At 34.6% G+C, this 21,237-nt stretch carries 24 protein-coding genes; 12 read left to right on the top strand and 12 right to left on the bottom strand.

All coding sequences use genetic code 11. The annotated features are described in order from the left end of the window. Positions 1-8 precede the first annotated feature (8 nt). Positions 9-437 (bottom strand): ribose 5-phosphate isomerase B, encoded by a 429-nt coding sequence (gene rpiB / locus EMTOL_RS17150; protein ID WP_015030580.1) that lies wholly within the window; start codon positions 435-437, stop codon positions 9-11. A gap of 191 nt (positions 438-628) precedes the next feature. On the opposite strand from rpiB, the gene EMTOL_RS17145 reads away from it, so the two are divergent. Beyond that, on the top strand, positions 629-1,357 hold the full coding sequence (locus EMTOL_RS17145; RefSeq protein ID WP_015030579.1) for an LOG family protein: 729 nt from the start codon (positions 629-631) through the stop codon (positions 1,355-1,357). A 72-nt stretch (positions 1,358-1,429) separates the two neighbouring features. Here EMTOL_RS17145 and EMTOL_RS17140 read toward each other — a convergent pair whose 3' ends face one another. From EMTOL_RS17140 to truA, 10 genes are all read right to left on the bottom strand, one after another. Next, positions 1,430-1,855, bottom strand: a complete 426-nt coding sequence (locus tag EMTOL_RS17140; RefSeq protein WP_015030578.1) for a BrxA/BrxB family bacilliredoxin — start codon at positions 1,853-1,855, stop codon at positions 1,430-1,432. A gap of 105 nt (positions 1,856-1,960) precedes the next feature. Beyond that, positions 1,961-2,272, bottom strand: a complete 312-nt coding sequence (locus tag EMTOL_RS17135; RefSeq protein WP_015030577.1) for a DUF59 domain-containing protein — start codon at positions 2,270-2,272, stop codon at positions 1,961-1,963. Between the two features lie 25 nt (positions 2,273-2,297). Then, positions 2,298-2,717: a SufE family protein gene (locus EMTOL_RS17130; protein ID WP_015030576.1), complete on the bottom strand. Its 420-nt coding sequence runs from the start codon at positions 2,715-2,717 to the stop codon at positions 2,298-2,300. 64 nt (positions 2,718-2,781) lie between these two features. Continuing rightward, positions 2,782-4,005: a cysteine desulfurase gene (locus EMTOL_RS17125; protein ID WP_015030575.1), complete on the bottom strand. Its 1,224-nt coding sequence runs from the start codon at positions 4,003-4,005 to the stop codon at positions 2,782-2,784. A 108-nt stretch (positions 4,006-4,113) separates the two neighbouring features. Then, on the bottom strand, positions 4,114-4,884 hold the full coding sequence (locus EMTOL_RS17120) for an O-methyltransferase (RefSeq protein WP_015030574.1): 771 nt from the start codon (positions 4,882-4,884) through the stop codon (positions 4,114-4,116). Between the two features lie 62 nt (positions 4,885-4,946). Further along, positions 4,947-7,487, bottom strand: coding sequence for an ATP-dependent Clp protease ATP-binding subunit (locus EMTOL_RS17115; RefSeq protein WP_015030573.1), 2,541 nt, complete (start codon positions 7,485-7,487; stop codon positions 4,947-4,949). A 151-nt stretch (positions 7,488-7,638) separates the two neighbouring features. Continuing rightward, positions 7,639-8,280, bottom strand: a complete 642-nt coding sequence (locus EMTOL_RS17110) for a WbqC family protein (protein ID WP_015030572.1) — start codon at positions 8,278-8,280, stop codon at positions 7,639-7,641. A gap of 145 nt (positions 8,281-8,425) precedes the next feature. After that, positions 8,426-9,382, bottom strand: a complete 957-nt coding sequence (locus tag EMTOL_RS17105) for an L-threonylcarbamoyladenylate synthase (RefSeq protein WP_015030571.1) — start codon at positions 9,380-9,382, stop codon at positions 8,426-8,428. Next, a complete protein-coding gene (locus EMTOL_RS17100; protein ID WP_015030570.1) occupies positions 9,382-9,855 on the bottom strand; it encodes a GNAT family N-acetyltransferase in 474 nt (157 codons plus the stop codon). The genes EMTOL_RS17105 and EMTOL_RS17100 overlap by 1 nt, the downstream gene beginning before the upstream one ends. Before the next feature lies 1 nt (position 9,856). Then, positions 9,857-10,585, bottom strand: coding sequence for a tRNA pseudouridine(38-40) synthase TruA (truA, locus tag EMTOL_RS17095; RefSeq protein WP_015030569.1), 729 nt, complete (start codon positions 10,583-10,585; stop codon positions 9,857-9,859). 383 nt (positions 10,586-10,968) lie between these two features. Between truA and EMTOL_RS17090 the strand changes: the two genes are divergently transcribed. The 5 genes from EMTOL_RS17090 to lepB all read left to right on the top strand — a co-directional run bounded on the left by EMTOL_RS17090 (position 10,969) and on the right by lepB (position 15,388). After that, positions 10,969-11,751 carry a ParA family protein gene (locus tag EMTOL_RS17090; protein WP_015030568.1) on the top strand — a complete coding sequence of 261 codons (783 nt, stop codon included), beginning with the start codon at positions 10,969-10,971 and terminating at the stop codon, positions 11,749-11,751. Positions 11,752-11,816: 65 nt separating this feature from the next. Further along, entirely contained in the window at positions 11,817-12,755 is a 939-nt protein-coding gene (locus tag EMTOL_RS17085; RefSeq protein WP_015030567.1) for a ParB/RepB/Spo0J family partition protein, read from the top strand. Between the two features lie 80 nt (positions 12,756-12,835). Next, positions 12,836-13,456, top strand: a complete 621-nt coding sequence (locus tag EMTOL_RS17080; RefSeq protein ID WP_015030566.1) for a DUF5683 domain-containing protein — start codon at positions 12,836-12,838, stop codon at positions 13,454-13,456. 28 nt (positions 13,457-13,484) lie between these two features. After that, positions 13,485-14,207 (top strand): 4-hydroxy-tetrahydrodipicolinate reductase, encoded by a 723-nt coding sequence (gene dapB / locus EMTOL_RS17075; protein WP_015030565.1) that lies wholly within the window; start codon positions 13,485-13,487, stop codon positions 14,205-14,207. A 47-nt stretch (positions 14,208-14,254) separates the two neighbouring features. Next, positions 14,255-15,388, top strand: coding sequence for a signal peptidase I (lepB, locus tag EMTOL_RS17070; protein ID WP_015030564.1), 1,134 nt, complete (start codon positions 14,255-14,257; stop codon positions 15,386-15,388). A 49-nt stretch (positions 15,389-15,437) separates the two neighbouring features. Here the strand turns inward: lepB and ung are convergent, their stop codons facing one another. Next, complete coding sequence (gene ung / locus EMTOL_RS17065) at positions 15,438-16,103, bottom strand: uracil-DNA glycosylase (protein ID WP_015030563.1); 666 nt, start codon at positions 16,101-16,103, stop codon at positions 15,438-15,440. Between the two features lie 193 nt (positions 16,104-16,296). Here ung and apaG point away from each other — a divergent pair, with 193 nt between their 5' ends. The 6 genes from apaG to EMTOL_RS17035 all read left to right on the top strand — a co-directional run bounded on the left by apaG (position 16,297) and on the right by EMTOL_RS17035 (position 21,234). After that, the gene (apaG, locus tag EMTOL_RS17060) at positions 16,297-16,686 is read left to right on the top strand and encodes a Co2+/Mg2+ efflux facilitator ApaG/CorD (protein WP_015030562.1); all 390 of its coding nucleotides are present in this window, start codon (positions 16,297-16,299) and stop codon (positions 16,684-16,686) included. A 155-nt stretch (positions 16,687-16,841) separates the two neighbouring features. Beyond that, positions 16,842-18,242: a class II fumarate hydratase gene (gene fumC / locus EMTOL_RS17055; protein ID WP_015030561.1), complete on the top strand. Its 1,401-nt coding sequence runs from the start codon at positions 16,842-16,844 to the stop codon at positions 18,240-18,242. A gap of 60 nt (positions 18,243-18,302) precedes the next feature. After that, positions 18,303-18,644, top strand: coding sequence for a tRNA-binding protein (locus tag EMTOL_RS17050; RefSeq protein WP_015030560.1), 342 nt, complete (start codon positions 18,303-18,305; stop codon positions 18,642-18,644). 69 nt (positions 18,645-18,713) lie between these two features. Continuing rightward, positions 18,714-19,148 carry an HYC_CC_PP family protein gene (locus tag EMTOL_RS17045; RefSeq protein ID WP_015030559.1) on the top strand — a complete coding sequence of 145 codons (435 nt, stop codon included), beginning with the start codon at positions 18,714-18,716 and terminating at the stop codon, positions 19,146-19,148. A gap of 283 nt (positions 19,149-19,431) precedes the next feature. Continuing rightward, on the top strand, positions 19,432-20,160 hold the full coding sequence (locus EMTOL_RS17040) for a PepSY domain-containing protein (protein WP_015030558.1): 729 nt from the start codon (positions 19,432-19,434) through the stop codon (positions 20,158-20,160). A gap of 15 nt (positions 20,161-20,175) precedes the next feature. After that, positions 20,176-21,234, top strand: coding sequence for a YncE family protein (locus tag EMTOL_RS17035; RefSeq protein WP_015030557.1), 1,059 nt, complete (start codon positions 20,176-20,178; stop codon positions 21,232-21,234). Positions 21,235-21,237 lie beyond the last annotated feature (3 nt).

The following is a 21,237-nucleotide window of genomic DNA, read 5'->3' as shown; positions in this document are numbered from 1 at the left end:
ATTATCACTTAGCAAGATATTTTATCGGCTCTTCTGGCATGACGCCCACCTTCAAATTCAGTACTCAAGAAGGTTTTTACACAATCTAATGCCAAATTTTCATCAATAAAACGAGCTGGCAAACAGATTACATTTGCGTTATTATGTTGTCTGATTAATGCTGCTACTTCAACATTCCATGCCAAGCCTGCTCTAATACCTTTATGATGGTTAGCGGTCATGCAAACACCATTGCCACTACCACAAATCAAAATCCCAAATTCATACTCACCACTTTCTACCGCACTTGATAATTGATGTGCAGTATCAGGATAATCCATTGATTCATCAGTGTAAGGCCCGAAATCTGCAGTTTGATAGTTTTGTTCTTGAAGATAACGAAGAATAATTTTCTTGTATTCAAATCCTGCGTGGTCGCCTGCAATTGCTACTTTCATAGTATTATTATTTTGGAAATCTGAATCTTCTTTAAGCAAGAAAATTCATTTTTTAGGTATTATAAACTTTTTTTTGCAAATATACGTTTTCATTATCCAATTCTCTTGAACTTAACAGAAGAATTGTACTAATTCAACCAAATAAAAGTTTATCGACAGACAAAAGATTGTCTATAATAAAAAATAAAATTATGGCAGAAAAAGAAATTATTTTAAATGAAGAAGAATTGATTCGTGAGGCATTTGTAGAAAAAGGCTGGAATGAAATTCAGAGTCAAGATTCATGGCAAATATTAAAAACAGTAGCAGAATTTGTTGATGGTTTCGACCGATTAGCAAAAATTGGTCCTTGTGTAACTATTTACGGTTCGGCTAGAACAAAACCCGACCACAAATATTATAAGCTTTCAGAAGAAATTGCAGCTAAATTAGTATCTAGAGGTTATGGTGTGATTACTGGTGGAGGCCCTGGGGTTATGGAAGCAGGAAATAAAGGTGCCGCTGAAAATGGAGGAAAATCGGTTGGATTAAACATCAAATTACCATTCGAGCAAGTGCCTAATCGCTACGTTGACCAAGATAAAAGCATCAACTTTGATTATTTCTTTGCAAGAAAAGTTTGTTTCATGAAATACTCTCAAGGTTTTATAGTAATGCCCGGTGGTTTTGGCACACTCGACGAACTTTTTGAGGCCTTAACATTAATTCAGACTAAGAAAATTGCCCGTTTCCCTATTGTAATGGTTGGGAGTGAATACTGGAAAGGCTTACTAGATTGGTTGACACAAACTATGTGTGAGCAAGAAAAAAATATAAATCCAGAAGATTTAAAACTAATTAAATTGGTAGATACTGCTGAAGACGCAGTGAAAGTAATTGACGAATTCTACGGCAAATATTTATTGAAACCAAACTTCTAATTTGTATTGAATAATGAGTTCTGAGTGGTTCACCATAGCATATCGGTGTAATACTCAGAACTCATAACTTTTTTAAGCTTCCTCTCCAACAATTTCTTCAAGAGCTGCCGAAAGGTGCATTGCAATCATCTCAGCCGAACGACCTTCAATGTGGTGTCTTTCGATAAAATGTGCAATTTCTCCATCTTTAAAAATGGCAATTGCAGGTGATGATGGAGGAAACGGAATGTATGAACGCATTTGTTGAGTTGCATCGGTATCAACACCAGCAAATACAGTAACCAATGAATCTGGTTTAGCTTCTGTTCTTTGTAAAGCTAATTTCACACCTGGGCGACAAGTACCGGCAGCACAGCCACAAACCGAGTTAATGACAACCAAAGAAGTACCTTTTTGATTGGCCATGAAATTATCTACATCAGACGAAGAAAGTAATTCTTGAAAGCCAGCATTTACTAAATCTGCTTTCATAGGTGCTACTAAATGAGGAGGATACATAGTATTAAGTGCCCCCTGCCCCTAAAGGGGAGCTTTTTTATTTGGTTTAAAGTGTTGTAGGGGAAAAATCAACACTTTTATATGATAACCTACAGGTTTTCGAAATTACATAAATCCAAGTTCAAGCTTTGCCACTTCCGACATCATCTCTGTCGAGTAAGGCGGGTCAAAAGTAAGTTCGACACTTACATCGCTCACCGTTTCAATTTCTCGAATTTTTTGTTCAATTTCTACAGGAATTGACTCGGCTGAAGGGCATGAAGGTGAGGTAAGGGTCATTAAGATATAAACATTATTTACAGGAAAAATTTTTATATCATAAATCAAACCTAGCTCATAAACATCCACTGGAATCTCAGGGTCATAAACCTGCTTAATTGCTTCAATTACTTTTTCTTTTAATTCTTGCTCGTTCATTTTTATTTTTAATTAGAACCAATCCTTAATTTCTTGCTTGATAGGCAATTGCATAAGCCTTCATTTGTTTTACCATTGACGCCAAACCATTCGAACGAGTTTGTGCCAAATGACTCGAAAGACCTACTTTATCAATAAAATATAAATCTGCATTCGCTATTTCTTCTGGCGTATGATTAGTCATTACTTTTACTAACATGCTCACCAAGCCTTTCACGATAATAGCCTCACTATCAGCCTCGAAAAAAAGATTATCATCTTTCTTGTAAGCATGAAGCCAAACAACAGATTGACAACCCTTAATAATATTATCTTCAGTTTTGTATTCGTCTGCCAACTTCGGCAACTTTTTCCCTAAATCAATAATATATTCGTACTTTCCTTCCCAATCATCGAAAAGCTCAAACTCTTCAATGATTTCATCTTGTATTTCGTTAATGGTCATATTTACCCAATGCTGAAACTTTTCAATTAATTAAACTGCAAAGTTTATCATCTAAACTTTAATTTTAAAGAACCATCTTTTTTACTTTATGGATACCCATAATCAACTTATCTATTTCTTCGGTTGTGTTATAAACAGCAAATGAAGCTCTTGAAGTTCCGGGAATACCTAAGCGTTTCATCAATGGTTGTGTACAATGATGTCCTGTTCGAACAGCAATTCCTTGTTGGTCGAGAATCACACCAATATCTTGTGGATGAACGCTATCAATTACAAACGAAACTACTGAAACCTTTTGCTTGGCTTGTCCAACAATTCTTAAACCTTCAATTTCAGTTAACTTTTCAGTTGCATATTTCAACAATACATCTTCATAAGCCGCAATGTTTTCCTTTCCTAATTCATTAATATAATCAATGGCATATTTAACTGCAACCACATCGGCAATATTTGGTGTACCCGCTTCAAATTTATAGGGTAATTCATTATAAGTTGTTTTTTCGAAAGAAACTTCTTTAATCATTTCCCCTCCTCCTCTGTACGGTGGCATGGCATTTAGAATATCTGATTTACCATATAATACACCCATTCCAGTTGGACCAAATAATTTGTGTGCTGAAAAAACATAAAAATCGGTATCAAGTTCTTGCACATCAATAGTTATATGTGAAGAAGCCTGAGCACCATCAATTAATACTTTTGCACCAATTGCATGTGCCTTATCAATGATATATTTTATAGGATTGATAGTACCTAAAGCATTTGATACATGCACTACAGAAACAAATTTTGTTTTTTCAGTAAGTAAATTATCAAATTCTTCTAAAATCAAATCACCATTATCATCAATAGGAATCACTTTCAAAATACATCCTTTTTCTTCACAAAGCATTTGCCAAGGAACAATATTAGAATGGTGTTCTAGGGTACTAATGATAATCTCATCTCCTTCTTTTAAGAACTTTCGTCCATAAGTTTGTGCTACCAAATTAATTCCATCAGTAGTTCCATAAGTAAAGATAATCTCTTCTTTATGGGCCGCATTCATGAATTTTTGAATAGTAGTACGAGAATCCTCAAAAGCGGTGGTAGCTTTTTCAGCTAAATAATGAATCCCACGGTGGATATTAGCATTGTAATGACCGTAATAATTTGATAAGGCCTCTAATACTTTTACAGGTTTTTGTGTTGTAGCAGCATTATCGAAATATACCAAATCTCTACCGTTTACTTTCTCATCTAATATCGGAAAATCTCTACGAATTTTATTTATATCTAAAACTGACATATTGTTTTGTTAGTCAAACTAATGTTTTATCAAACTGACCTTAAAATCTGCTATCTTTTAAAACAACAATCAAGTAAAACATTTAGTTTGGAATAATTCTAAATTAGTTTAAAATTTTAAAATGAAATGCTGTTTAGGCTGCTTTTTTCGGAAAAATACAATACCAATCCAAAAGAAATCTATACTAATGCTTACTTCGGGATGCTTTTTTATAGTATCCCAAGCCATTTTCATTTCATTAGACCAATAAATGTCATCAAAAACAAAGCAGGAATCCTCATGAATTTTGCCTACACAATGTTCAAAATAACTTATTGTTGGTTCAAATCGATGGTTGGCATCAAAAAATGCAAAATCTATTTTCTCAATTTTTTGTAGAACTTCGGGTAAAAGGGTATCTATATTCCCAACATTCAATGAAATATTATTGATTGAAAGAGCATCGAAGTTTTCTTGTGCAACATTAGCGGTTTCAGCACATCCTTCAAATGTATTTACTTGAGAATCTTGATTTGCTTTGGCCAAATAAGCCGTGGTAATACCCAGAGAAGTTCCTAAATCAAGGATATTTTTATAATTATAATAGCTAATGATACGGTGTAAGAATTTGGCTAATTGAGGTCTTTTAAGAGAATGCTTAGCAATATTTTTTACCATTCTTTGTTTATTGCTATTTAACTTTGCTCCAGCTCCAAAATCGGTAATATTAATTAGTCTTTTATCTTTCAGAGCTTGTTTACGTAAATTTTCAATTTCACTATAAACTCCATAATTTGTTTTATCTTTTACAATTCTAGTGTAGAAATCAAAAAGAAAGGGGGAATGTAGCGAATGCTCGTCTTTTGCTTTGAAGAGATATTTAATGTAATCAAAAATCATGGCACAAAAATAACAAAAAGCACGACAGTTTGCCGTGCTTTTTCATTATTAGATTCTAAGAATTAATTCTTTTCAATAGATTCTTCTTTTTTAGTTCTACCAAAAGAAAGGGCTTCGCCTTCTCCACTATAATCAACTAAAATAGTATCACCTTCTTGCACATCACCTTTCAAGATTTCTTCAGCAAGTGGGTCTTCCACATATTTTTGAATCGCTCGATTCAATGGTCTTGCACCGTATTGTTGGTCGTAACCCTTTTCTGCTAAGAAATCTTTTGCTTTTTCAGTAAGCTCGATATTATAACCAATGTTAGTAATACGTGCAACCAATTTTCCTAAAGCAATATCAATGATTTTGTGAATGTCTTCACGACTCAAAGAATTAAACACGATTACGTCGTCTAAGCGGTTCAAGAATTCTGGTGAGAAAGTTTTCTTCAAAGCATTTTGAATTGTGCTTTTCACCATATCATCTTGGCTCTCAACTCTTGATTTTGTTGCAAATCCAATTCCTGTCCCAAAATCTTTCAAATCACGTACCCCAATATTTGAGGTCATGATGATAATTGTATTACGGAAATCAACTCTGCGACCAAGACTATCAGTCAAAATACCATCATCAAGTACTTGCAAGAGAATGTTATACACATCAGGGTGAGCTTTTTCAATCTCATCAAGCAAGACTACCGAATATGGTTTTCTACGAATTTTTTCAGTCAATTGACCACCTTCTTCATAACCAACGTATCCTGGAGGTGCTCCAACTAATCGAGAAATACTAAATTTCTCCATATATTCACTCATATCTATTCTTACGAGTGCATCCTCTTTATCAAAAAGATAAGTAGCGAGTGTTTTAGCAAGCTCCGTTTTACCAACACCGGTTGGACCTAAGAAAATAAATGAACCAATTGGTTTTTTAGGGTCTTTCAAACCAACTCTTGTTCGCTGAATCGACTTAACCAATTTTTCAACTGCAGCATCTTGGCCAACAATTCTTCCACGAAGTGCATCACCCATTTTCAAGATTTTCTCACCTTCGTTCATGTTCACGCGTGTTACAGGAATACCTGTCATCATTGCTACAACATCAGCAACGTTATCTTCGCTTACGGTATAACGCTTAGTTTTAGCTTCTTCTTCCCAAGCTTGTTTGGCTTTGTCGAGTTGCTCTAAAAGTTTCTTTTCACGGTCGCGTAATTGAGCGGCTTCTTCATAGCGTTGGCTCTTCACAACCTGATTTTTCTCTTTTTTGATTAATTCAACTTGCTCTTCCAAGAATAAAATATCTTGTGGAACAGAAATATTATTGATGTGTACACGAGCACCCACTTCATCCAAAACATCAATCGCCTTATCTGGTAAATAACGGTCAGTAATGTATCTCTCTGATAATTTTACCGCTGCCTCTAGAGCTTCTGGTGTGTAATTTACATGGTGATGGTCTTCGTACTTATCTTTAATGTTATTTAAGATTTCGATGGTTTCATCAACTGATGTTGCATCAACCATTACCATTTGGAAACGACGAGCTAAAGCCCCATCTTTTTCAATGTATTGACGGTACTCATCAAGGGTTGTTGCACCGATACATTGGATATCGCCACGAGCTAAAGCTGGCTTAAACATATTCGAAGCATCCAATGAGCCACTTGCACCTCCAGCACCTACAATGGTATGAATCTCATCGATGAAAAGAATTACATCTGGAGATTTCTCCAATTCATTCATTACCGCTTTCATTCTTTCTTCAAATTGTCCACGGTATTTAGTACCGGCCACTAAAGAAGCTAAATCGAGCGTAACAACACGTTTCCCGAACAAAATTCTTGAAACTTTCTTCTGCACAATTCTAAGTGCTAAACCTTCTGCAATGGCGGTTTTACCAACACCAGGCTCACCAATTAAAATTGGGTTATTTTTCTTACGTCTTGAAAGAATCTGAGCTACACGCTCAATTTCTTGCTCACGTCCTACAATCGGGTCTAATTTTCCAGCTTCTGCAAACTTGGTTAGGTCGCGTCCGAAGTTATCTAAAACAGGTGTTTTTGATTTCTCAGGATTCTTTTGTTCTCCTTTTTGCTGAGAGTACCCACCAGTGCCTCCACCGAAAATTCTTTCGTCATCATCATCAGTCTCCGGACGTTCCATCACAGGCTTCTGACCAGTAAGTTGATACTCAAGCATTTCTTTTGTTTGTTCGTAGTTAAGGTGGAACTTCTGTAAAATTTGGCCACCGAGGTTATCGCCATCACGCAAAATTGCCAATAGCAAATGCTCTGTACCTATCAGTTGCGATTTAAAGATTTTAGCTTCTAAATGCGTAATTTTTAATACTTTTTCAGACTGACGAGTAAGTGGAATATTCGCCAAGTTTTTAATGTTATTGGTAGCAGTTCCTTTCGTAGCCTGCTCAATAGTGGTACGTAGCTCATCGAGTTGTACGCCAGAATCTCTCAATAGATTTAGAGCAATCCCCTCACCATCTCTAATCATCCCCAAAATCAAGTGTTCGGTTCCGATATAATCATGTCCTAGACGTAAAGCTTCTTCACGTGCTAAGGTGATGATTTCTTTGACTTTTTGTGAAAACTTTGGCTCCATTAAAATAATTTTGAATGATTAAATTTTAATTGATTGAATGGTACCAATTTGGCGATGAAGTAGATAGTTTAATCTATTATTTATCAACACATTTTGTATCCATTCGCACAATATCTATATTGCAATATAACGGTTTATTAATTAAGTGTGTTCAATTTAGCGAAGAATTTTTTAAAATTTCTAGGGCTTGAGTTCCACGACAAAATAATAAATCAATAATTGAGAGATTTGGCACAAATTCATTGCCAAAATTTTGTTGATATGGCTTTGGCAGATAAAAACTAGTTTCAATTACTTGTTTTTTGGGATTAAATAGAGTTCTTGCATCAAAAACATTTGAATCAACTTCTTTTTGATAGACCTCAGTATGACTAATTGTCCTATTAACCTTTAACAATTTCAGACAAGTTGTCAGCATTTGAAAATTCAAATCCCATAAAAAAGTATTTTTTTTGTCTAAAATATTTTGGAAATAATCGGCGTAAAACTCAAAAAAAGGAGATTTACCATAAGCCGCACTAATGGTTCTCCAATGAATTATGTTCCATCTTTGACTATAATCAATTTTTAAATCCTTTATCAATATCTTTTTGTTTCCATCTATTACAGGTACGGTGAGCATCTCAACTTTATTTGCACCAAGAATATAGCAACGATTTCTGTAAGTTTGCTTAATGAAATTTTCATTTGCCTCAAGTATAATATTGGGAAAGGATTGTAGATACGTAAAGAATTCTAGATTGGGCAAATAATGCAAATCTATTAGTAGAGTCTGTTTATCTTGAGTTTCCATCTAACAAAAAATAATTCCAAAAAATATATAATTCCTTTCAATTTTAGTATTTGCAGACAGGAATGTTATTTGGAAAGGGTAAAAAAAATTTGAATTCAACTTGTTTCTCCGAATCAAATTCAATGAATACCTAAAAACGCTTGAATTATTCTTGAGTTGTAGCCCTTTTGATTCGGTCATTAATGGCTCTTCCTAAGCCTATTTCAGGTAGTAATTCAGTGAAAATTTCACTAAATCCTTTAGAATCTAATAAACGCATGTATGCGAATAAGTTTTTTGCAGCTTCGTTTAAATCACCTTTTTCAGATAAAACAAGTTGGTTTTCTTTAGGTATAACATGATTATAGTCTCTGAAAGCTAAAAAACCAGTATTTGAAAAATCCTTTATCGAAAATGATTTTTCGCCCCAAAACGATAAAGGTGTTCTAGGAGCATAATGACTCTTCAGCATTCCAGGTGCTTGAGGATTGGATGAAGAATGTTCATTAATTTTAATTGGCCCCACAATTGCTTCAATTTCTTCAATGGCCAAGCCACCCTTTCTTAGAACAACGACTTCATTTTCAAAAAAACCAACAATTGAAGATTCAATGCCAACATTACACTCACCACCATCTAAAATATACTGAATTTTAGTACCTAATTGGTTATCAACATGTTGGGCGGTTGTTGGTGAAATATATCCGAATGGATTGGCACTCGGAGCTGCCAATGGGAAATTAATACCTTCTAAAAGTTCAATTGCTAAAGGATGATTAGGAATTCTAACAGCCACCGTAGGTAATCCAGAAGTAACTAAATCTGAAATGTTTTCTTTTTTAGGCAAAAGTAAAGTTAATGGGCCCGGCATAAATTTATTAGCAAGCTTCAAGGCCATTTCTGGAATTTCAGTCACAAACTCGTTGATTCTTTCTATGCTTGAAGTATGCACTATAAGCGGGTCAAAGTTAGGTCTATTTTTAACTGAAAATATTTTTGTTACAGCTTCTGTGTTATAAGCATTACCTGCGAGTCCATAAACCGTTTCCGTTGGCAAACCAATAACCTCACCAGAATTGAGCACCTCAATTGCTTTATCTATATTTTTACCAATAATTGCCATTAAACTATTTTTTTTTCAAAGTATACAATATCAGGTTCAGGATTAAAATTGTAAGGTTTTGTTTCAGAAAAACCAAGATTTTGATATAATTTATTGGCCGACACTAAACGTTTTAGCGTATCCAACTTCATTGTATGGTAATCTTTCATTTGGGCTTCTTCCATTAGTCTTTGACTAAGCATTTTTCCCAAACCTAAGCCTTGAAATTCAGGTTTTACATACAAACGCTTCATTTCACAAATACCATCTTCCAATTTCCACAACGCAACACAACCCGCCGGTTGAGCATTGACTTTGGCCAAAAACATACAACCTTCTGGTTCCGCATATTTAGCAGGAAGTTTGGCGAGTTCTTCTTCAAAACCTTGAAAATCAAGATTTACTTGTAGAAATGCCACATACTCACGAAAAAGTTGTTTTACATCTTCTAAATCTTGTTCAGAACTGATTTTATTAATTTCAATTTTTACCATGTCAATATCCAACTTCCATCAAGGTTAAACCTTCGGGTGGAACTGCCCTACCCGCTTTATTTCTATCTTTTGAAACGATTATTGCTTCAAAACCCTCAATACTTAATTTTCCTAAGCCTACATCAATCATGGTTCCAACAATTGCTCTTACCATTCCTCTTAAAAATCTATCGGCTTTTACATGAAAAAACAAAAAATATTCATTTTGCTCCCAATAAGCAAATTCAATTTTACAATTAAATGTTTGAACATCTGTATTTACCTTACTAAAACACTGGAAATCAATGTATTTTTCCATTAATTTACCAGCCTTATTCATCGCTTCAAGGTCTAATTTAGGCTTGTAGAAATAAGAAATTTCATGCCAAAATGGATTTTTCTTTTGTAAAATACGATACAAGTATCTGCGATGCGTAGCATCAAATCTTGAGTGAAAATCTTCCTTAACTGCTCTGATATCCTTGATAGCAATGCCTTTTGATAAAATCCCGTTCAAAGCATTGACTAATTTTCCAATATCTTGAATAGGCTCTTCCAAATCAAAATGGGCGAATTGCTGAGCTGCATGAACACCCGCATCAGTTCTACTACTGCCAGTAATTTCAATTTTCTTCTTTAGAATCGTTGACAAGCCCTTCTCTATACATTCTTGCACACTAATTGCATTTGGTTGAATTTGCCATCCATGAAATTCTGTGCCCTTATATGAACATTCTAATAAATATCGCATGCACAAAGATACTTAGCTTTTACCAATTTATGCCTCAACCTGATACTTTAATGCGAAATCTTACTCAAATAAAAAAGCAAAATCCATGTACATTCATGCACAACAGGATGAAGTTGAAAAAATATTATTTCAAATTTAATAAATTCACAATCTTGGATTTTAACTAATTCAAATTATTTTCTTTAAATTTACTTCCCTAAAAATCAAATACTTATTTTAAAATTTAAAGAAAAACAAGTTAGAAAAATACAAACTACACAGCTTCATTTATCAACAATCTTATCCACATCGTGGAACATTTTTCCCACAGCGTGGAACATTTAATTGTTTATTAACATTAAAAGTTGGATATTTGAGGCAGTAATTTTCTCTAACCACAAGAAATGGGAAAAATAATAGCAATTGCAAATCAAAAGGGTGGAGTAGGTAAAACCACCACCACTATAAACCTTGCGGCAAGTTTAGCTGCACTAGAGTTTCGTACACTTATAATTGATGCTGACCCGCAGGCTAACGCTACTTCGGGTTTGGGTTTCAACCCTAAAGAAGTTGAAAACAGCATTTATGAATGTATGGTTGATAATATTCGTCCACGTGATATTATTATTCAAACCGACTTTCCTAATCTCGATTTACTGCCTTCACATATTGATTTAGTGGGTGCAGAAATTGAGATGATTAATCTTCCGAAACGTGAAGAAAAGATGAAGGAATCACTCATGGATGTAAAAGACATGTATGATTTTATTATCGTCGATTGTTCACCTTCGCTTGGTTTAATCGTAATTAACAGCTTAACTGCGGCCGATTCGGTTATCATTCCAGTACAATGTGAATACTTTGCCTTAGAAGGACTTGGGAAATTGCTGAATACCATAAAAATTATTCAACAAAGGCTCAATCCTGCTTTGACGATTGAAGGAATTTTATTGACGATGTATGATTTGAGAGTGCGTCTTTCGAATCAGGTGGTGCACGAAGTGACAACTCACTTCAGAAATATGGTTTTCCAAACCTTAATTCCACGAAATATTCGACTTTCAGAGTCGCCAAGCTATGGAGTTCCAGCACTTGCCCAAGATGCTGATAGCAAAGGTGCGATAAGTTATCTGAATCTTGCTCGTGAAATTTTGGTAAAAAACGGAAAGCTCGGACAGGAGAACTGATAACTTTCTATTCAGAAACGACAACACAAATGAAGAATTAAAGCTCTTCATCAATAAAAGTATTTATGGAGCCTAAGGTAGCAAACACAAAAAAAAGCATGACCGGACTCGGAAGGGGTCTTGGAGCATTGCTGTCCGATTCGGGTTCGGAAAAGGGTCCTGCTGAAAAAAACCTTGAAACACCAGCCCCTCGCCGAATGGAAGCCATGAGTTCGATGCACGAAATCATGATTGAATCGGTTGAAACTAATCCATTCCAACCTCGTTCACACTTCGACCAAGAAGCCTTACAAGAATTAGCTGAATCTATCAAAGTGCTTGGTATTATTCAGCCAATTACCGTTAAAGAAGCAAGTCCAGGAAAATATACCCTCATCTCTGGAGAGCGTCGTTTACAAGCATCAAAGTTAGCTGGTTTAACAAAAATACCTGCCTATATTCGTACTGCGAATGACCAACAGATGCTTGAAATGGCTCTCATTGAAAACATTCAAAGAGAGAACTTAAATGCCATTGAAATTGCCTTGAGTTATCACCGTTTATTAAGTGAGTTTCAATTGAAACAAGAAGAATTAGGTGATAGAGTTGGTAAAAACCGAACGACAGTAAACAATTACCTAAGGTTACTTAAATTACCTGATGTTATTCAAGCGGCAGTCCGTGACAATGAGATTTCAATGGGTCATGCACGTGCATTGATTAATATTGACAATCACGAAACACAAATCAAACTTTTCAATAAAATTGTTCAAGAAAATTGGTCAGTTAGAAAAGTGGAAGATGAAGTACGAAGATTAACGCTGACAGTACCTGATGAAGGAAAATCTACTCGACAAGTTACAATCAAACAAGAGATTTCATCGCTTCAATTTCGCTTACAAGGATATTTTGGAACAAAGGTTTTGGTAAAAGCCGATGATAAGCATAAAGGAGAAATAAAAATTCCTTTTACATCTAAAGAAGAACTAGATAGAATCCTTAATACAATAAAAGTTAGCGAATAAGTCGTTAAGGAATGTTAAATACTTGGTTTTTAGCACTTATGGTTTGCTGTAAATCGTTATAAACCAAAAATTCAAACATAATGATAAGGATTTTAATCGTCTTATTCTTCGTATCAAATATTTTATGGGCTCAAAAAATTGATTCTGTCAAAGTTAATCGCTCTGTACAAACAATCGTTGATACGACACAAAAGACAAGTTTTTTGAAGAAAATCATAAAAACCGACTCAGCGAATAAACGAAGTATCCCTAGAACTATACTCATTCGTTCTTTAATACTTCCAGGTTGGGGGCAAGCATCAAATAAACAATACTGGGTAATTCCAATTGTTTATGGAGCTGCTGCCGGAGGTATTTATGCAATTTGGTGGAATAATGGTAAGTATAAGTTTTATAAGAGCTACTTATCAGAAATAGTAATTGATAAAAAAACAGAGGTGTATATACCAATAAATGGCGAACTTCGTGGGCCATTTGTAAAAACGCAAATTGAGCCTGCAGTAAAAGCGTATCATCGCCAAAGAGACCTATCATGGATTGGTTTGGCGGTGGGTTGGACCTTGCAAGCAATACAAGCAAACGTATCTGCTCACCTGAGAGGATTTGATATGACAGAAGACATTTCTTTTAAAATCGAACCATCAGTACAACCTACATCATTTGGTTCAGCCGCTGGTGTAAAATTTAGATTAAATTTTTAATTTTCAAAATAACTTACAAACTCGAAGTATGCGAATAGCACTTTTAGGGTACGGAAAAATGGGTAAAGTAATTGAACAAATTGCTTTACAACGTGGTCACGAAATTTCAGCAAAAATTGATGTCACTAATAGAACTGAAATGTTGACAATTAATCGTGAAAATACTGATGTTGCCATAGAATTTAGTTCACCAGAATCAGCTTATGGAAATTTAAAATACTGCATGGAGTTTGGAATTCCAACTGTATGTGGTACAACTGGGTGGCTTCAACATAAATCAGAAATAGAACGCCTTTGTATTGAAAATAAAGCTGCTTTTTTCTATGCTTCAAATTATAGTATAGGTGTAAATTTATTTTTCGAACTTAACAAAACTTTAGCTCGATTAATGAATCCTTACATGAGCGAGTATAAAGTATCAAGTAATGAAATACACCACACTGAAAAGAAAGATGCTCCAAGTGGCACAGCGATTACGCTAGCAGAAGGAATAATTGAAGAAATGTCAGGTAAAGATAGTTGGGTTAATAACCAAATTGCGAATGAAAATGAAGTTCCGATTTGGTCGTCAAGAGAAGGAAAAGTACCAGGCACACATACCATAAAATATATTTCAGACGTTGACCAAATAGAAATTACCCACATTGCCAATAGTCGCCAAGGATTTGCACTAGGTGCAGTAGTAGCGGCAGAGTGGCTAAACGGGAAAGAAGGCGTTTACAGTATGACTGACCTCCTTGGTTTAAGATAATATAAGTATCAAATTATAAAATATTAGATTTTAAGAAAACTATATCAATGGCAGAAGTTCAAACAACTGAGACAAATACCAAAAAGAAAAAATCTGCAATCAGAGAATGGTGGGACTCAGTATTATTTGCTGTAGTAGCAGCAACCCTAATCAGATGGATGTTTTTGGAAGCATATACCATTCCAACTGGTTCGATGGAAAAAAGTTTATTAATTAATGACTTTCTATTTGTAAGCAAGCTTCATTACGGTTCACGTACTCCGAAGACTATTATACAAATGCCGCTGACTCACCAAAAAATTTGGTTTACTGATATACCATCTTATTCTGATTTAATTCAACTACCGATGTATCGCCTACCGGGCTTTACAAGTGTAAAAAATGGAGATGTAGTAGTTTTTAACTATCCAGGATGCCCCGAAAGACCTGATGAGTTTGGTGGATTTGACAAATATCCAGTTGATTTAAGAACCAACTATATTAAAAGATGTGTAGCCATTGCAGGTGATGTTCTTGAAGTACGTGATGGACAAGTGTTTATCAACGGAAAAGCGGCAGACAATCCAGAGAAAATGCAAATGGAATATGCCATTGAAACGAATACTCAAGTAAACGAAAAGATTTTTAATAAGTACGAAATCACAGAGTTCGAGCAAGACCTCCGTATGACTGATAAAACGATTTACTATGTAAAATCGACGGCAGGTGCTATGAATGAGATGAAAAAACTTGATTTTGTGAAGGGAATTACACCATTATTGATGTCTAAAGGAGATACTACAATGCCTGCTTTCCCTTACAACTCTCGTCTTTTCCCATTCAATCGAGACAACTTTGGTCCAATTACGATTCCAAAGAAAGGAATGACTGTTCAGTTGGATGAGAAAAATATTGCATTATACAAAGGTGTAATAACGACATTTGATGGTAATGAAAATGCTAAATATGAAAATGGCAAATTATTAGTAGATGGAAAAGCCATTACTTCATATACTTTCAAACAAGATTATTATTTCATGATGGGTGATAATCGTCATGGTTCTGATGACTCAAGATTCTGGGGGTTTGTTCCAGAAGACCATATTGTCGGAAAAGCCGTATTTATTTGGATGTCAATTGATAAAGATGGTAGTTTCTTAAACAAAATCCGTTGGAGTAGATTATTCTCTATTATTAGATAAATACAAAATACCAATAAAAAAAGCCGAAGTTTAACTTCGGCTTTTTTTATTACCATTCAATTGGGTTTTGCCCTCGACTGATTAAATAATTATTTGCTTGGCTGAAATGCTTATTTCCAAACCAACCACCAAAGTTTGCCGACATTGGTGAAGGATGCTTAGATTTCAAGACAAAGTGTTTGTTGGTATCTATAATTTTACCCTTATCTTGAGCATATTTACCCCAAAGCATAAAAACAACACCTTCTTTTTCTTCATTAATACATCTGATTACTGCATCTGTAAATTGTTCCCAACCCTTATTTTGATGTGAACCAGCCATCGAAGCTTGTACTGTGAGAGTAGCATTCAAAAGTAAAACTCCCTGTTCAGCCCAACGTTCTAAATTACCACTTTTCGGCATTGGAATACCTAAATCTTCATTAAGCTCTTTAAATATATTAATAAGGGAAGGAGGGAAAGTTACACCATCGTTTACAGAAAAACTTAAACCATTTGCTTGCCCAGCACCATGATATGGGTCTTGACCAAGTATCACCACTCTGGTTTGTGAAAAAGGGCATTTATCAAAAGCATTGAATATTAATTTACCCGGCGGATAACAGACACTTGTCTTGTATGCCTCTTTTACAAAAGAGATTAAGGTCTCAAAATACGGCTTTTCAAACTCATTTTTTAATCTTTCTTTCCAACTTTCTTCAATTCTTACATCCATTTGTTAAAATAAATAATTTGATATTAATATTTTATGTATTTTTACAACGTTGAATCTATAAAAGTAGACAATTTGAGTCCGTTAAGCAACTTTCTCTTAAACAAATATCAGATTTATTTGCGGGATTTTTAAAGTTAATTACCAAATTGTATCTAAACATTAGCAGTCTTTTGCTATATAAAAAAATACTATGATGACAACAACTGCTGTAACTGCCGGAGTAAAAGTCACCGTAATGACAGAATATCAACCAATGTATTCTAGCCCGATACAAGAACATTTTGTATTTACATATCGAATTAGAATAGAAAATAATAACGAAAACACAATTCAACTTAAACGCCGGCAATGGTATATATTTGATACAAATGGAACAATCAGAGAGGTGGAAGGTGAAGGGGTAATCGGATTACAACCTGTGTTGGAACCTGGAGAAACTCATGAATATGTATCTGGGTGTAATCTAAAAACAACTATTGGTAAAATGATGGGAAGTTATTTGATGGAACGACTAATTGATGGAAAACAATTTTACGTAGAAATACCAGAGTTTAATTTGATTGTTCCATACAGACTGAATTAACAAATTTTACGATATAGTAGCAAGCACGACTAATCTCGTGCTTTTTTTATTAAATCGTAAAAAAAGTATAGTTTTTCAAAACTATATTCAATTCTAAGTTATTTTTGCACCAGTAAAAATTTAACAAGTAAGCTTATTTATAATTATAAAAAATCATGCAATACAGAATAGAAAAAGATACGATGGGTGAGGTACAAGTGCCTGCTGATGTGTACTGGGGAGCTCAAACACAACGCTCAATCGAAAACTTTAAAATTGCCCAAGATATCAATAAAATGCCAAAAGAAATTATCAAGGCATTTGCTTACCTAAAACATGGGGCAGCCTTAGCTAATCATGAATTAGGCGTTCTTCCTAAAGAAAAAGCAGATTTAATTGGTACTGTATGCAATGAAATTTTAGCTGGCAAATTAGATGACCAATTCCCATTGGTTGTTTGGCAAACAGGCTCTGGTACGCAATCGAATATGAATTGCAATGAGGTAATTGCTTACAGAGGACATGTTTTGCAAGGTGGTGACCTTGCTGATAAAACAAAATTCTTACATCCAAACGATGATGTAAATAAATCTCAATCATCAAATGATACTTTTCCAACAGCGATGCACATTGCTGCCTATAAAATGTTGGTTGAAGTAACCATTCCAGGTATCGAAAAATTGCGTGATACACTTGCTGCAAAGTCAGAGGCTTTCATGAATGTAGTGAAAATTGGACGTACGCACTTCATGGATGCTACTCCATTAACTGTAGGCCAAGAATTCTCAGGATATGTTTCTCAGTTAAACCATGGCTTAAAAGCAATTAAAAATAGCCTAGCTCACCTTTCTGAATTAGCTTTAGGTGGCACAGCAGTAGGAACTGGTATCAACACTCCACAAGGTTACTCAGAAGTAGTTGCTAAACACATTGCAGGCCTTACGGGTTTACCTTTTATTACTGCTGAAAATAAATTTGAGGCTTTAGCCGCTCACGATGCCATCGTTGAAGCACACGGTGCTTTGAAAACGGTTGCGGTAAGTTTAATGAAAATTGCCAACGATATTCGTATGCTTTCTTCTGGCCCAAGAGCAGGTATTGGTGAATTATTTATTCCTGATAATGAGCCAGGCTCATCAATCATGCCAGGAAAAGTAAACCCAACACAATGTGAAGCCTTAACAATGATTTCGGCACAGGTAATGGGGAATGACGTTGCTATCAATTTTGGCGGTGCAATGGGTCATTTTGAATTAAACGTATTTAAACCAGTAATGATTTATAACTTCCTACATTCTGCTCGTTTGATTGGAGAGGGTTGTGTTTCATTCAATGATAAATGTGCGGTGGGTATCGAGCCACTTTACGATAACATCAACAAACACGTTAATAATTCATTAATGCTCGTAACAGCCCTAAATACCAAAATTGGTTATTATAAAGCAGCAGAAATTGCACAAACTGCTCATAAAAATGGCTCTACATTAAAAGAAACAGCTATTAGCTTAGGATATCTCACTTCTGAAGAATTCGATGAGTGGGTAAAACCTGAGGATATGGTAGGTAGCTTAAAATAATATAAATACTCTAAAAGAGGTGCTTGAATGATTCAAGCACCTCTTTTTAAATGAAACATTATGAGCGAGCAAATCACTTGGCAAGATTTCGAAAAGGTTGAACTTAGAGCTGGCACAATCGTTGAAATAAATGATTTCCCTAAAGCACGCAAACCTGCCTATAAACTTTTAATTGATTTTGGCCCTGAAATTGGCATCAAACGTTCATCTGCTCAAATAACAAAACTCTACACTAAAGAAGAACTGCTAGGTAAACAAGTAATTTGTGTGACCAATTTTCCACCCCGACAAATCGCAGATTTTATGTCTGAAGTACTCACTACCGGTTTTATTCTTGAAAACGGAGAAGTTGTATTATCAGAACCTCAACAAAAAGTACCTAATGGAAGTCGTCTAGCATAAATTCTTGAACTTTTCTTTTGGAAATCTCGTATATTATTAGATAACTTTGTAAAAAAAATCAATCAATCAATGAAAAACGCTATTTTTCGCATATTAAATGTGTTTATGGCTGTGGTAGTGCTTATAAGCAATACTGGATTTGGCTTGATTGAGCATTCATGCACTGTAAAAGGCAAACAAACTGCACTTTACAAAAGCGAAACTTCTTGCTGCAATAAGTCTTTCAAAAACCATACTTCATCAGAAAGACCAGTAGTAAAAAAATCTAAATGCTGCTCTGAAGAAGAAAAATACCAAAATGTTGATTATTCTTATTCAGCTTCAGAATCAGTTGCAAAATTTGTACAAAAAAGCATTGATTGGGTAAAAGTTACAATTACAGACTTTTTAAGAGCTGTGGTAAGAGACATTTTGGAAAATCTAGTCTCAAAAAAAACATCATCCTCACCACCTTCATCCAATGGTATTTCTATAAGAATTTTCATTCAATCTTTTTTGATTTGATTTCTTCTCCCTCTCAAATTAATAGTCATTTAGTCGTATTTTAAAGAATTAAACAAAATATTTTGTTATTACAGAATAAAATGATGTAATAACCATGATTTGTTATACTTCTTAACAACACCAATTGGCTATTTTACATTTGCTAATAACTAGAACTTTAAGCAGAAAATCTTGATTTCTTCCTCATTAGCAAGCTACCTATCTCTTTTAACTAAAGAAGTATCACTAATTATTCAATTTATTAATTGAATACCCTTTTTGATACTCATATATTAAGAAAAGTATGAAGAAAAACGTATTTCAGCGAAAAATCAGAAAAACTCACCGTTGGCTGGGTGTAATACTAGGAATCCAATTTTTACTCTGGACAGTAGGTGGTTTATATTTCAGTTGGTCAGATATGGATGATGTTCATGGAGACCATCAAAGAGCACATATACACCCGCTTTCTGCCGATACAAAATTTGTAAATCCCGCTGAAATAATAGAAAAAATAAAGCTTAAAGACACTGTCAATTTTTTATTTGACATTCGACTTATACAAATTCTGAATAAGCCTTTTTATCAAATTACTTATTCAAAAGAACACGATAGAAATAAAAAAATACAATTAGCTAATGCTAAAACAGGAGATTTACGTCCTCCGTTGAATAAAAATGAAGCGATTGAAATAGCTAAAAAGAGCTTTAGTTCAGATAGCCCAGTTAAAAATGTTATTTATCTAACTAATACAAATCAGCATCACGAATATAGAGAACAGCCGTTACCAGCATACGCAGTAACTTTCGTTCATCCAAGTAATACAACTGTCTATGTAGCCAGTGAATTGGGGACGGTTCAGAAGTTTAGAAATTCAAAATGGCGAGTTTTTGACTTTTTGTGGATGCTACATACCATGGATTACCAAGGGAGAGATAATATTTCTAATTGGCTACTGAGAGCGTTTTCGATATTTGGTTTATTTACAATTTTAAGTGGATTTATACTTTTCTTTTTAAGCAGAAAGCGATAATCATAAAGTATTAAAATGAAAAAGATAATCATTGCAGCAATCATATTTAGTATTGCCATCTCATGTAGCAAACATGACACTACACCAGAAATTGAGGTAAATTATCCAGCAGCATTCGTCATAAATGGTGAAAGCTCGACAATTTCTGTAATTAATTTATCATCGGATGAAACAAAGACAATAAACTTAAATACAAACAATAAATTAAGTGCCTTACACAGTAGCAAATCTGATGATATATTTTTTCCACACCATATCTACTTATCGCCAGATGGAAACAAATTAAGTATTGGTGTGCCGGGTGTAGATTTAAGTGAAGGACACACAGGCGAGCATCAAACGCAAGGTAAAATCCTTATTATAGATGCTAAAAATGGTAACATTATCAATACTAAGATTCTTGAAAAGCCGAATCACAATGCTACTTTTTCTCCTGATGGAAAAGAGATTTGGACAACTTCAATGGAACATCATGGAAAAACTTTAGTTTTTGATGCACAAAACTTATCATTGAAAAATACGATTGAAGTAGGTGAAGAACCTGCGGAAGTTACTTTTTCAATAGACGGTAAATACGCCTTTACGGCCAATGGTGGCAGCAACTCAGTTTCTGTGATTGACCCAGTTAGTAAGAAGGTAATCAAAACAATTCCAGTTGGTGTAGAACCAGTAGGTGCATGGCCTGCAGAAGATGGTAACATGTATGTTGACAATGAAGTTGGACAAACAATCAGTATCATTAATGCAAACAAGTTAGAAGTGACAGAAACAATTGAATTGGGTTTTACGCCCGGTTATGTTGCCTATAATCAGCTTCAAAATGAATTGTGGATTAGTAATGCCGGTAAAAGCTTTGTCTATTACTATACAAAAATAAATGGTAAATGGAGTAAAAAAGGCAGTATTCAAACTGGACTTGACGCACACGCAATTGCATTTTCTAAAGATGGGAAAACGGCTTTTGTTACTAATCAAAAAAATCTAACTGTTTCTATAATTGATGTATTGAATCATCAAAAAATAAAGGATATTCCTGTTGGACAAAAACCAAATGGAATTGTGATAAAAAATTAATCC

This window comes from Emticicia oligotrophica DSM 17448 (assembly GCF_000263195.1).
In the GTDB taxonomy this organism is placed as follows: domain Bacteria; phylum Bacteroidota; class Bacteroidia; order Cytophagales; family Spirosomataceae; genus Emticicia; species Emticicia oligotrophica.
The sequence above is the reverse complement of the archived record's forward strand: the minus strand, read 5'-3'. Positions and strand labels throughout refer to the sequence as shown.